The 13,067-nt window shown below is 61.2% G+C and carries 10 protein-coding genes; 6 read left to right on the top strand and 4 right to left on the bottom strand.

Annotated elements, in window-relative coordinates; all coding sequences use genetic code 11:
• Window positions 1-88: 88 nt before the first annotated feature.
• From JMJ95_RS01635 to nudC, 4 genes are all read left to right on the top strand, one after another.
• Window positions 89-469 carry a hypothetical protein gene (locus JMJ95_RS01635; RefSeq protein WP_290681683.1) on the top strand — a complete coding sequence of 127 codons (381 nt, stop codon included), beginning with the start codon at window positions 89-91 and terminating at the stop codon, window positions 467-469.
• The gene (mdoH, locus tag JMJ95_RS01630; RefSeq protein WP_290681680.1) at window positions 462-2,612 is read left to right on the top strand and encodes a glucans biosynthesis glucosyltransferase MdoH; all 2,151 of its coding nucleotides are present in this window, start codon (window positions 462-464) and stop codon (window positions 2,610-2,612) included. The genes JMJ95_RS01635 and mdoH overlap by 8 nt, the downstream gene beginning before the upstream one ends.
• A 528-nt stretch (window positions 2,613-3,140) precedes the next feature.
• Window positions 3,141-3,980 (top strand): hypothetical protein, encoded by an 840-nt coding sequence (locus JMJ95_RS01625; RefSeq protein WP_290681678.1) that lies wholly within the window; start codon window positions 3,141-3,143, stop codon window positions 3,978-3,980.
• A gap of 184 nt (window positions 3,981-4,164) precedes the next feature.
• Window positions 4,165-4,950, top strand: a complete 786-nt coding sequence (nudC, locus tag JMJ95_RS01620; protein WP_290681675.1) for an NAD(+) diphosphatase — start codon at window positions 4,165-4,167, stop codon at window positions 4,948-4,950.
• Between the two features lie 329 nt (window positions 4,951-5,279).
• Here the strand turns inward: nudC and JMJ95_RS01615 are convergent, their stop codons facing one another.
• The 4 genes from JMJ95_RS01615 to JMJ95_RS01600 form a co-directional block, all read right to left on the bottom strand.
• A complete protein-coding gene (locus tag JMJ95_RS01615; protein ID WP_290681673.1) occupies window positions 5,280-6,104 on the bottom strand; it encodes an aspartate dehydrogenase in 825 nt (274 codons plus the stop codon).
• A 15-nt stretch (window positions 6,105-6,119) separates the two neighbouring features.
• Window positions 6,120-7,091 carry a TAXI family TRAP transporter solute-binding subunit gene (locus JMJ95_RS01610; RefSeq protein WP_290681670.1) on the bottom strand — a complete coding sequence of 324 codons (972 nt, stop codon included), beginning with the start codon at window positions 7,089-7,091 and terminating at the stop codon, window positions 6,120-6,122.
• A gap of 35 nt (window positions 7,092-7,126) precedes the next feature.
• Window positions 7,127-8,998: a TRAP transporter permease gene (locus JMJ95_RS01605; protein ID WP_290681667.1), complete on the bottom strand. Its 1,872-nt coding sequence runs from the start codon at window positions 8,996-8,998 to the stop codon at window positions 7,127-7,129.
• Window positions 8,999-9,082: 84 nt separating this feature from the next.
• A complete protein-coding gene (locus tag JMJ95_RS01600; protein ID WP_290681664.1) occupies window positions 9,083-9,805 on the bottom strand; it encodes a FadR/GntR family transcriptional regulator in 723 nt (240 codons plus the stop codon).
• Between the two features lie 238 nt (window positions 9,806-10,043).
• Between JMJ95_RS01600 and JMJ95_RS01595 the strand changes: the two genes are divergently transcribed.
• On the top strand, window positions 10,044-11,570 hold the full coding sequence (locus JMJ95_RS01595) for an alkaline phosphatase (protein ID WP_290681661.1): 1,527 nt from the start codon (window positions 10,044-10,046) through the stop codon (window positions 11,568-11,570).
• 75 nt (window positions 11,571-11,645) lie between these two features.
• Complete coding sequence (locus JMJ95_RS01590; RefSeq protein WP_290681659.1) at window positions 11,646-12,761, top strand: YibE/F family protein; 1,116 nt, start codon at window positions 11,646-11,648, stop codon at window positions 12,759-12,761.
• The last annotated feature ends 306 nt before the right edge of the window (window positions 12,762-13,067 follow it).

Raw genomic sequence — 13,067 nt, 5'->3', positions numbered from 1 at the left:
AGACGTTTCCCGGAAGGGGCCTTCCGTCCCGACGCCCCTCCTTTCATTTCCGCTCCCTCGCTGCATCCCCCTTTTCCCGGAGGCTGCCGTGACCTGTCCGGGCGACCGCACCGCACCCTGTTCCGAAGAGCCCGCCCCCGGGCAGTGGGCTGCCGGGGACAGGGTCCTTCTTTATATCCGGGGGCTCGGCATCCAACCTGCCAGGGGTCTCTCCCTCGCCGCGCGGAGCCTTGAGGAAGCCCCGTCATCCCCTGAAGAAGCCATGGACGCCCTTGAGCGGCTGCTCCGGGAAGAAGGATTTTCACCCGACATCATGGATCGGGGAGGACGGCGCATCTCCTCCTTTCCTCCGCTGAACCGGGCCGTCATGGTGGCGGAGGAAATGGACCGCCTGCCCTGGAGGACGTCCCTCGTCCGTTTTCTTCGGCGGTGGAGCCGGGAACTCTTCGGAGGGAAAACCAATGGCTGACGGCGGACCCGTTCCGGCCTGGAGGCGCACCGGCAGCAGGCGGCGCCTGCTGCTCCTCCTGATCGTCCTCATCCCGACCATCATCTCCAGCAACACCATGGCCCGGCTCCTGCCCGACCGAGGAAGCATCCTGCTGGACACATTCCTCGTGGCGGTGTTCACCACCCTGTTTGCCTGGATTTCCGTGGGCTTCTGGACTTCCATCGCGGGGCTGGTCATCCTGCTGACGAAAAAGGACTCCTACCGGGTCTCCCGGGCCTGCGACGGTCTCGACTTCACCATCGCCGACAAAGCGGCACGAACGGCCATCCTCATCCCCATCTACAACGAAGATGTAAAGCGGGTCGTCGCGGGATTGCGGACGACCTACGCGTCCGTCCGGGCGACGGGCTCCCTGGACCGGTTCGACTTCTTCCTGCTCAGCGATACCACCGATCCCGACGTCTGGGTGGAGGAGGAAGAAGCCTGGTACAGGTTCTGTTCGGAGGAAAACGCCTTCGGACGGGTCTTCTACCGGAAGCGGACCAGCAACACCAAGCGGAAAAGCGGCAACGTGGCCGACTTCTGCCGCCGGTGGGGCAAAAGCTACCGGTACATGGCCGTCTTCGACGCCGACAGCATCATGAGCGGCGAAACTCTGGTGCGGCTGGTGCAGATCATGGAGGCTCGGCCGGACATCGGCATCCTCCAGACGCCTCCCAAGGCGGTGAACCGGGAAACGCTCATCGCCCGGGTGCAGCAGTTCGCCAACCACGTCTACGGCCCCCTGCTGGCTGCGGGTCTCCATTTCTGGCAGCTAGGCGATGCCCAGTACTGCGGCCACAACGCCCTAATCAGGGTGGACCCCTTCATAAAGCACTGCGAGCTTCCCCGCCTTCCCGGCAAAGGTCCGCTGAGCGGGGACATCCTCAGCCACGACTACGTGGAGTCGGCCCTCATGTGCCGGTCAGGGTACGGAATCTGGCTCACCTACGACCTCAAGGGGACATGGGAGGAAACGCCCCCCACCCTCATCGACGAGCTCAAGCGGGACCGCCGGTGGTGCCAGGGCAACCTCCAGCACACCCGCCTGCTCTTCACCCGGGGCTTCTTCCCCGCTCACCGGGCGCTGTTCATCAACGGAATCCTCTCCTACGGCTCGGCCCTTCTCTGGCTGTCCTTCCTGACGGTCAACTCCGCCCAGGCCATTTCGGAAGTCCTCTTCGAACCGGTGTACATGCCCATACTGCGAAAATTCCTCCCCGAGCTTCCCGTATGGCGTCCCCACTGGGCCATCTCGCTGCTGGGCTCCACCACCCTGCTCCTCTTCCTCCCGAAGTTTCTCAGCGCTTTACCCATTCTCCTCGCCGATTTCAGGGCCAGGCTCTACGGTGGGAAGTTACGTCTTTTCCTGAGCATCCTCCTCGAGGTGGTTTTGTCCATAATTCTCACCCCCATCAGGATGGTCTTCCACAGCCTCTTCGTAGTGTCCACCCTCCTGGGAAAAAGCGTGGGGTGGGGAACCCAGTCCCGGGACGATCGGGGAACCACCTGGAGGGAAGCCCTCCGGGCCCACTGGTGGGGCACCCTCCTCGGCATCGGCTGGGGCACGGTGGTCTACCGGATCACTCCGTCCTTCTTCTGGTGGATCTCCCCCGTCATCTTCTCCCTGGTCCTCTCCGTCCCCATCTCCGTCGTCACAGGACGGGCCGCCGTGGGACGGCTGTTCCGGAGATCAGGGCTCTTCCTCATCCCCGAGGAGGTGGAGCTGCCCCCCGAACTGCAGGTCCTGGAGGAGAATCTCCTGCGCCCGGAACCCTACTTCCCGTTCTTTTTCGACCGGAAAAAAGGTTTTCTCCGGGCGGTGGTGGACCCCCTGGTCCACAGTCTCCACACATCCCTGCTGCTCCGATTCCGGCGGGGAGCTCCTTCCCGTGAACGGGCCCGGGACAGGATCGTGGAAAAGGCGCTGGCCTCGGGGCCTGACGCCCTGAACCGGAAGGAAAAGACGGCCCTCCTCAGGGCCCCGCACCACCTGCGGGAACTCCACAGGAAGGTGTGGCGCCTCGGCGACGAAAAGGACGCCGCTCGATGGGGCCTGGTTCCTCCCGAAAAGAAAGAGAAAAAGCGAGGGTCGGATTCTTCGCTTCGCTCCTCAGGATAACAGAACAGGAATATGACATGCTTACAACGGCAGATGACGGTATGTCATTCTGAGCGCGGCGATTGCGTCCCCGAGGGGGAAGGATCCCGGTTTCCCCTTCGGCCGTCGGAAAATATACCTGTCTCCCTTTCGCTGATCACCATCCGCCCCAGGCAGTCGCCGCAGGTCCCGCTGCTCTCCGGTCCTCTTCAAAACCGCACGGAAACGAGAACGCCCCTCGTTTCATGGCGAATACATCCTCCCGCTCTCTTCCGGCTGCCGGGCATAACATATTACAACAATATGGAGTTTCCGATATATAGCCTTCCGTAAGCCTAAATCCGCACCTCAGCGGGGAGCGTCACCGGTGCCTGCGGATTTAGGGTAAGTAAAGACGGCTAACATTCCGGTTCGGTAGAACAGCGGTACCGGTTCCTGACCTTCCGTCTAAAATAATGATTAAACTCATGGGTCGTTTTGTTCATCTTCCGCCGGCCGGACTGTCGGCTTTTCTTTCGGCGGCGGGACAACGAAAGGAGGCGAATTTTCATGGAAGATACACCGCACCGTTTCAGCTTTCCTCCCCCGGCCCTGTTTTCAGCCCTTGCCGTCCTCTCTGCGGCATTTCTTTCCCTTCCCGCGGAGGCAGCCCCCGTCTTTTCTTCAGGGAGCGCGGCCGTCATTTCCATTCCGGCGGCTTTTTCCGCTCCTTACTCTCTCCCCGGCTCCGCTGAGGACGACGGGTTTTCTTTCGCCGAAGTCCTGGCGGAAGCGGATAACGGAGACCCGGAGATGGAGTTTCTTGCCGGCCTGGGTTTCGACAGGGGTGACAGGGGGTATTCCGAGGACCCGTTCCAGGCGGCCTACTGGTACGAGAGAAGCGCCGCCGGAGGAAACCCCATGGCCCAGGCCATGCTGGCGTACCATTACCACACCGGGTACGGCCGCGGGGTCGATAAACGGCGAGCCCTCGTCCTCTGGAGAGACGCCCTTCCGGGACTTGTGCTGGAATACGAAAAAGGGAACGTCCACGCGTCCCTCATTCTCGACCTCTTTTATTACAGAGACCGGGACAGGTGGCACCCCCGGGGCCCCGCGTACCGTCACCCCCTTCCCCCCAGGAGGTACTACCACGACTCCCTACGGAGGATGCCTTTCCCTCCCCGGCGTTATTGGTCCGATGACCGGAGAATGCCTCCGCGTCACAGGTGGAATCCCCCCGGACACCACCACGGCCATCCCCCAGTACATTACGGCCCGCAGAAGGGCGGCCCCGGCCATCCGCCGCAGTACGCCCCTCCCCCGAAAGGCCACGGCGGTCCGGGGAAGGGCAATCCGAAAGCTCCGCCCCCCAAACACGGGCATCCGCAAAAACACGGAAAGAAGTAATAGCGCGGGGCTCCGAAGAGCCCAAGAAGAGCCCCCGAACAGCATCGGGGGCTCTTCACCTTGGGATATAATAGTTCTGTCTGTCACACGCCGGGGCACTTTGAGGTCTCCGGAAGCGGAATCCTCCACCCCGCCAGGAATGACAGGAATATAACGACAATATAACGACATTGGAGGCCCTGTTATGACCTTCTCCCGCCCCGGAGGCGAATGGCTGCTCTTTCACAAGGATCTTCTGCTCGTCAAATCGAAAACCCCGCTCTCCCTTCCGTCGTCGGAGGACGAACCCCTCTTCCGGGACCGTTTGACGGTCACCGGCGTTCTTCCCCCAACAAGGGGAAGCTTTTCTTGGGGCGAATACCCCGGGGACGAGGTACCGCCCCCGGGGTATGAAACGGTGGGCCTGCGGGAACTGTGGGCCCTCGGGGGAAAAGCCCTGTTCCACGCGGCGGGCACGGCCTTCCAGATGATGGACTGGAAGCGGAACAGCCGGTTCTGCCCACGGTGCGGCGCACCCATGAATCTTGCGGACAGCGACAGGGCCTACGGCTGCCCGGAATGCGGCTACATGGCCTATCCCATTATCAGCCCCGCGGTCATCGTGGCGGTGACCAGGGACGAGAGGCTCCTCCTGGCCCGGAGCCCCCACTTTCCGAAGGGACGGTACAGCGTCCTCGCCGGGTTTGTGGAACCGGGGGAGAGCCTCGAGGAGACCGTGGAGAGGGAAATTTTCGAGGAAGTGGGTATCCGGGTAAAGAACATCGCCTATTTCGGAAGCCAGCCCTGGCCCTTCCCCCACTCCCTCATGCTTGGCTTCACGGCCGAATGGTCCGGGGGGGAGCTGACCCCTGACGGGAAGGAAATCGAGGATGCCGGGTGGTTCACTCCCGGGACCATGCCGGAAATCCCCCCGTCCATCAGCATATCCAGAAGGCTCATCGAGCACTGGCTCGCCGGAAGGAAGGAATAGAGCACTCCAGGGAGGTGGACCTATGCAGGATCGGTCCTCCCGCTGGTGATTCTGTTCGCCCCAGGGACGGGGGCGGACGGCACACCGGAGGTACGGGGAGTGACGAGGAGCAGGGTGCGGCTTTCTCTTTTCAGCGATTCGGAGATGGACTTCCAGCTCCTCCGCAGCCCGGGCGCGGACGGCAGCGGCGGAGGAGATGTTCTTCTCCGTGGGCAGGGCTGCCCTCGACCGGCTGGACGAACAGTTCAGGTAGACAGAGAAAGGGCGGGCCCGGAAAGACATCTCCCCGACCCGCCCTTTTTCGGCCGTCTCTCGGCTCTCAGCGTGGATCAGGCGCCGATAATCCTGTTCCCCGTCATGTTCTTCAGCACGAAGAGGGTGCTGAGACAGGCCTGGTATGTCGTCTTCGGGTTCGTGGGGACCGGCGTGTTTTCGAAGAGGACCGTCACTTTTCCCGTGGCTCCTTCCCAGCGGATCTCGTGGGTGTTGTACTCCACCGTCGGGTCGGCGTAGATTCTGATGATCGTCCTGTCGAAGCCGATCCCGGCGATGCTCAGGGCCGCGCCGATGTTGATGCTCTGGGGGTACTTCTTCATGCACTCCCTGGCGGGGCCCTCGAAAAGAAGCAGGGGCTCCTTCAGGTTCTCCAGGTCCACCCCCAGCTCGTCCACGGCGGGAATGCCCTTCCACGTGGTGGAGTATTTCCTGGTGGTCATGGTCACCTTCTCCACACCGCCGATCAGGGCGGTCTGCAGAGCGTCCAGGGCGCCGATGCCTCCCGAGGGGATGTGGAGCCTGCTGCCGCCCTTTTCCGCCGCCGCCGTCATGGTCTCCATAAGACCGGGTTCCACGAAGGCCCCGAGGCTCAGAGGGATGAAATCCACTCCCCTCTCCAGGATTTCCGGCCCCATGGCCACTACGACGTCATGGGCGGACGCTTCCACCACCACGTCGGGCGAAAACGTGAGAAGATCTTCGAGGCTGGTGACCCAGGGGATCTTTCTCGACTCGAGGTGCTCTCTTCCCCTGGATTCCGGAGAACGGAGACAGACCGCCACCGGCTCACACCCGGGCACCACCCCGTCGGCGAGGTGATCAAGGACAAACCGTCCGATGGTTCCGCAGCCAAGGATGGCCACGCGCAGTTTTTTCAACGCTCCTCCTCCTCTCTATTTCTTCGGCGAAACGTCGATTCCCTTTTCGGCATAGAACTTCACGGCGCCGGGGTGGAAGGGCAGGGAGGCGATCTTCGACACGTTCTCCAGGGTGATGTAGCTTCCCACCGCATGGATGCTCTTCAGAAAATCGGTGTTCTCGAAAATGGTTTTCGTCATGTCGTAGACATCCTGCTCGGGAAGGTCCCCCCGGCCGGACAGGGTGATCCACACGGCGAAGGTGGTGACATCCTTGTCAAGGGACTTGTAGGCCTCTTTGGGTATTTCCGCCGGGACGAAATGGCCGAATTTCCCGGTGAACTTTTCAATCTCTTCTTTCGAAAGCTCGATGAACTTCACTTCGTGGCTCGTTTCAAGGTCCACCACCCAGGGAGCGGGAGCGGCGGTGTTCACGATGGCCGCGTCGATGGAACCGTCACGGAAGGCGTTGGTGGTCTCGGCAAAGGAGAGGTACTGGGGCTGGATGTCGTTCAGCGTCATTCCCATGGTCTCCAGGATGATCTGGTTCGTGGCGAGGATGCCGCTTCCGGGAGAGCCCACGGAGATCCTCTTGCCCTTCAGGTCCGCGAAGGTGTTGATGGGGGAATCCTTCAGCGTGACGATCTGGATCACGTTGGGGTACAGGGGAGCGATTGCAACCATGTCCACCGGCGCCTTGAACTGGGCCTTCCCCGCCAGGGCGTTCTGCATGACGTCCACCTGCATGACGGCGAGTTCCACCCGGTTGCTGTCGAGGAGCTTGACGTTCTCCACAGAACCCGCCGTCACCTCGGCCACGGAGTTCACGCCGAGCTGTTTGCCGAACAGATCGGCGATTCCCGCGGCCATGATGTAAAACGTTCCCGCCGTACCGGCTCCCGCGATGGAAATCTGCTTCAGCTCAAGGGCCGAAGCCGTCAGAGGCGCCCCGAAACACATCATGAGCGCCGCCGCAAGGGTGATTCCTTTCCATACCTTTCCTTTCATTTTCTCTTCCTCCTTTGAATGGTGTGCTTTCTCTTTCACTGCTCTCCGAAAGGACGCTGCTCCGAGTGTCGGTTCTTCAGCTTCTTCCGGAATACCCATACTGCGAAAGCAAGAAGAATACCCGCGATATTGCTCGGCCACCCCGGCAGGATAAGCAGAATGCCTGCGGTGCAGAGGATCGCCCGGTCCGGAAGGGAAACCTTCAGGAAAAACCAGCCCGACAGCCCTGCCCCGAGGATCACGGCCCCGAGCAGCCCGCTCGCCGCCGCGGAGAGAACGGACACGATATCTCCAAGACCCACCAGCGACGGGTGAAACACAAACATGTAGGGCACCAGGAAGGCCGGAAGGGCCAGGAGAAGGGCGTTCTTCGACGTCTTCCAGAAATCCGCCTCCGCTATGCAGGAGGCAGCGTACACGGCCAGCCCCACCGGCGGTGTGATCATGGACATGCAGCCGAAATAGAAGACGAAGAGATGGGCCGCCAGCGGCTCCACTCCCAGCCTCACCAGGGTGGGCGCCCCGAGGACCGCCAGGATGAGGTACGCGGGGGTTGTCGGGAGCCCCATGCCCAGCAGCAGGCTGGCGAGCATGATCATGATGAGTACGAGGATCAGGCTGTTTCCCCCCACAGCGAGAACGAGGCTCGAAAACTTCATGCCCAGCCCGGTCAGGTTCATGACCGCCACGATGATCCCGGCGCATGCCGTGGAGGCTATGACCACCAGGGAGACCCTGGCGCCGCTCTCGAAAGCGGCGATGATGTCCCGCCAGCCCATCCGCTTCTTGAAAAAACCCACCAGGACCGTGGCGAGAAGAGAGTAGACCGCCGCCTTCATGACGGAGTACTGGGCGATGATCATAAAGTAGATCAACACGAGGAGGGGAATGAAAAAGATGCCCTGGTCCCGGAGAATGGCCTTCATGGGAGGAAGGGAATCCCGGGCCGTCCCCGAGAGGCCGAGGATCTTCGCCCTGCAGTGGACCATGGTGAAGACCGTGCCGTAGAAAATCAGGGCGGGGATGAGGGCGCCCAGGGCCACCTTGTAGTAGGGAATGGCCAGAATCTCCGCCATGATGAAGGCCGCCGCGCCCATGAGGGGAGGCATGATCTGCCCTCCCGTGGACGCCACCGCCTCCACCGCCGCCGCGAATTCCGGCCTGTAGCCGATGGAGCGCATGAGGGGGATGGTCACCGCTCCCGTGCCCGCCACGTTGGCCACGGCGCTGCCCGAAACGGAACCGAAGAGGCTGCTCGCCACCACGGCGGCCTTCGCCGGGCCCCCGGCGCTTCCGCCTACGGATTTCACCGCAAAGTCGATGTAGAACCGCCCCGCCCCGGTGACCTCAAGGAACGCCCCGAAGAGGACGAAGATAAAGACGTAGTTCGCCGACACACCGAGGGGCGTGCCGAAGATGCCCTCGGTGCTCAGGGAGATCTGGTAGACGATCCGGGTCAGGTCGTACCCCCTGTGCCGGAGCATCCCCGGCAGATAGGGGCCGGCAACGGCGTAGAGAAGGAACACCACGGCGATCCCGGGAAGGACGTTCCCCACAGAACGCCGGGCGAAATCCAGGACGAGTACGATAAGCACCGTCCCCACCACAAGGTCCGGAGTGTCGGGCTCTCCGAACCGGAGGATCATGGCCTGGAAATTGAGAATGAAATGCCCCAGGCAAAAAAGGGAGGCCGCCGCAGCAATCAGCGGGAATATCTTTTCCCGCTTCAGGGAGGCTCCTCCGACCACGGTCAGGTAACAGATGAGAAATCCGAAGGTAAGATGGATGCTCCGCTGCCAGAGGGCGGTCAGCACCCCGAAAAACGCCGTGTAGACGTGAAAAATTCCCATGGCTGCTGAAACGGCAGTAATCAAAAGGTTCATTTTTCTTTCAGGAAAACAATCCAAAATTCAAGCCTCCCCGATCAGCAACATTTCCTTCTTCCCCTGCACGAGACAATTTTTTCTCCGTCTGCTCCAAAACCTCTCAGATCATTTTCCAGTCCCTCCTTCTTTCGCCGGACCGTCCTGGAGGGCCATGATGAACCTCTGGGCCTTCTCTATCTCGTCGATATGCCGGGCAATCTGAAGGGCGGCATCGTCGGGAGACCGCCTCCGCAGAGCCTGGAGCACTCTTTTGTGTCCCTCGAGAGCTTTCTTCCGCCCTTGGGGAAAGGTGATGGTGGTGGAACGGCCTATCTGAAGATGAGAATCCACCTCCTGGAGAAGGTGAAGAAGCACGGGATTTCCCGCAGCTTTCGCGAGACTGTAATGAAAATCGAGGTCGGACTGGACCACCCGGTCCGGGTCGAGGTCGGCGTCCGCCCCTTCGAGAACGGACAGGGCAGACTCCATCCGCTCCAGGTCCTCTTCCGAGGCCCTTTCGGCGGCAAGGCGGGCCAGGCTGCTCTCCAGCACTTTCCTCGCCTCCATGAAGTGCCCCAGGGCGCTGGAGGAAGGGTCGGCCATATCGGGAAAGGGGGTATAGTGTTTTTTAAGGAAAGTACCCTTTCCTTGGATGATTTCCACCACTCCCTCCTGACGGAGAACCGAAAGGGCTTCCCGGACGCAGGTCCTGCTCACCTTGAAGATCCTCATCAGCTCCTGCTCCGTGGGAATTTTGTCCCCCGGCTGAAGAGAATCCGCCTCGATGAGCACCTTTATCTCGTCAATAAGCAGTTCCGTGAGCTTCTTTGCCCTCAGGGGCAACGGCATGGGCGTATCCCCCCTCCTTTTTGTCGTTTCATCCTATCATACGATGATTTTGTTTTCAATTGTACCGCGGAAAAATGTTACGAGACAGTGATATTGTCACCCCCGGAACGGGACACCCGCCCGGATCGGCCACCCTGCTTCCATCCCCCAACTTTTTACACCTCCGATACACTTCCTTGCTGCATCCGTAACGCTCCCTCCGGATAATGGCGTCAAATACTTTAAGGAGGGAAAACATATGAAGCGATCATTGCGGAACAAAACTGGACTGGCGCTCCTTGTCCTGCTGATGCTGGCATCGGTTGTCTGGGCGGCAGGGACGGGCAACGACTGGAGCGGCCCGAAAGCAAAATACGTATTTCTGTTCATCGGCGACGGTTTGGGGCTCCAGCAGGTCAACGCGGCGGAGGTCTACAACGGGTCCGTCAACAGTACGGGCGGCGAGCCCGCGATCAAAAAGCTGGCCCTGAGCGGCCTTCCGGTGCAGGGGATGATCACCACCTACTCCACCAACTCCTTCATCACCGACTCGGCCCCCGCGGCAACGTCCCTCGCCACGGGCTACAAGACGGAGAACGGCGTCATCGGCATGGACCCGGCTAAGAAGCGGAAGTTCACCACCGTCGCCCAGATGGCTCACGCCAAGGGAATGAAAGTAGGCATCCTCACCTCCGTGTCGCTGAACCACGCCACCCCCGCGGCCTTTTACGCCTCCGTCCCGTCCCGGAACGACTACTACGGCATCGGCAAACAGCTCATCGACAGCGGTTTCGACTTCTTCGCCGGGGGCGGCCTGCACCAGAACACCGGCAAGGACAAGGACAGCAAAGATCTGTACGAGATCGCGAAAGAGAAGGGCTACCAGGTCCTCCGCACCCGGGAAGACATCCTCTCGGCTCAGCCCGGCACGAAGATCATAGCGGTAAACCCAGTCCTCGACGGCAGCAACGCCATGCCCTACGACATGGACCGGACGGAAAAGGAACTCTCCCTCGCCGAGTTTACCCGCAAGGGCATCGAACTGCTCAATAACCCGAACGGGTTCTTCATGATGGTCGAGGGAGGCAAGATCGACTGGGCCTGCCACGCGAACGACGCAGCGGCAGCCATCGGCGACACCTTCGCCTTCGACGCGGCCGTGAAGGAAGCTCTGACCTTCGCGGAGAAACACCCCGACGAGACGCTGATCATCGTCGTGGGAGACCACGAGACCGGCGGCATGAGTATCGGCTTCGCCGGCACCGAGTACGAGACATTCTTCGAGAAGATCGCCCACCAGAAAGAGTCCTACGAGGCCTTCGACAAGAAAATAGCCGCCTTCCGCAAAGGAAGCGAAAAAACCTTCGAAAAGATGATGCCCCTCATCACCGAGTCCTTCGGGCTCCGCACCGCCACCGCCGAAGAGCGCTCCGCTCTCGAAGAAAGGGCCAAAGCCGGCGACGACGAAGCCCGGATCGCTCTCTCCATGACCCTCTCCGACCTTGAGCTGGCCGAACTCCGGACGGCCTTCGAAAACAGCATGCTCGAGAAGAAGGAACGGGCGAAGGATGAAGCCACCTTCCTGCTCTACGGCGGCTATGAGCCCCTCTCGGTGAAGATCACCCACATCCTCAACCGGAAAGCCGGCATAGGCTGGACCACCTACGCCCACACGGGCATCCCGGTTCCTCTCTTCGCCATGGGCCTCGGCTCCGAGATCTTCGCCGGATACTACGACAACACGGACGTCGCCTGGAAGACCATGTCCATCCTCGGCGTGCGGTAAAAAAGCCGGAAACTCACATCACAAGGCCGGCCGGAGGGGACTCCCTCCGGCCGGCCTGTTTACGGAGGTTATTTCATGGAATCGAAACGGCGGGACCACCTGCTGACGCTGCTCTTTCTGCTGCTCACCCTGGCCCTCTTCCTTCTCCCCTCCTGGAAACAGGCTCCCGATTCGGCGGAGCGGGTGAAGGTGCGTGTGCTGTCGGTGGACAACTCGAACATGCGACAGTTTGGCATCGTGCGGACCGGTGACCAGGGGCTCCGTATCCGGATCCTGGAAGGGAACTTCAGGGGAACGGAAATCGACGCGGTGAACCACCTGGCGGGACGGCTGGAACTGGACAAGGTCTTCGTCCCCGGCGACCTCGCCTTTGCAGTGGTGGACGCCGACGCCGGGCGGATCGCCAAGGCCAACGTCCTTGACCATTACCGGCTGGACATCCAGCTTCGGCTGCTCCTGCTCTTCTGCGCCCTCCTGCTTCTCTTCGGCGGCTGGACGGGCGCCCGGGCCCTGCTCTCCTTCTTCTTCACCGGCGCCATGATCTGGAAGGTGCTGCTTCCCGGATACCTCGCAGGACTTGACCCGGTGCTCATCTCTCTTTTCACCGCCCTTGCCCTCACCGCAGCCATCGTTTTTCTCGTGGGCGGGGTCAGCCGCAAGGGAATGGCGGCCTTCCTGGGATCCGCCCTTGGGATCCTGTTGACCTGCGGCCTGTCCCTCTATTTCGGCAGCGAATTCCGCATCCACGGTGCGGTGAAGCCTTTCTCGGAGACCCTGCTCTACAGCGGTTTTGCCCACCTCGACCTGACGCGCATCTTCCTGGGGGGAATATTTCTGGCGTCCTCCGGGGCGGTGATGGACCTCGCCATGGATGTATCAAGCGCCATGGCCGAGATCGCGGAAAAACGGCCGGACCTCTCCCGGAGACAGCTTGTCCTGTCCGGGTTCGCCGTGGGCAGGTCGGTGGTGGGAACCATGACCACCACGCTGCTGCTGGCATACACGGGCAGCTATTCCAGCCTGCTGCTGGTCTTCGTCGCCCAGGGCGTCCCCCCGGCCAATATCCTGAACATGCAGTACGTCTCGGCGGAGATACTGCACACTCTCGTGGGGAGCTTCGGCCTGATCACCGTGGCTCCCTTCACCGCCCTGGCCGGGGGATGGCTTTTCGCGGGAAGGAAACGCAGATGAACCGGGAGCGATAATTTATGGCTGCCGCAGGAATTCTAAATTCCTTCTGGAGCGAGAATCCTCCTCGCTTTCGCTCTTGTTCTGTCGTCCTGAGGGCTGTTTCACCCCCCGATCGCGAAGCATCCCGAGCACTGCGAGGGAAGGACCTCGGGGTTGGTCTTGCCCCTCAAGACCGAGATTCTTCGGGCTTCGCCCTCAGAATGACAAGAAGTACCAGATCCTTCGGCCAAGATGCCGGCCTCAGGATGACAAACAAAAGCCTGTCGACCTGAGGCCTTGTTTTTTGTCATCCTGAGCGAAGCGATC

The organism is Aminivibrio sp. (assembly GCF_016756745.1).
Taxonomy (GTDB): domain Bacteria; phylum Synergistota; class Synergistia; order Synergistales; family Aminobacteriaceae; genus Aminivibrio.
The sequence above is the reverse complement of the archived record's forward strand: the minus strand, read 5'-3'. Positions and strand labels throughout refer to the sequence as shown.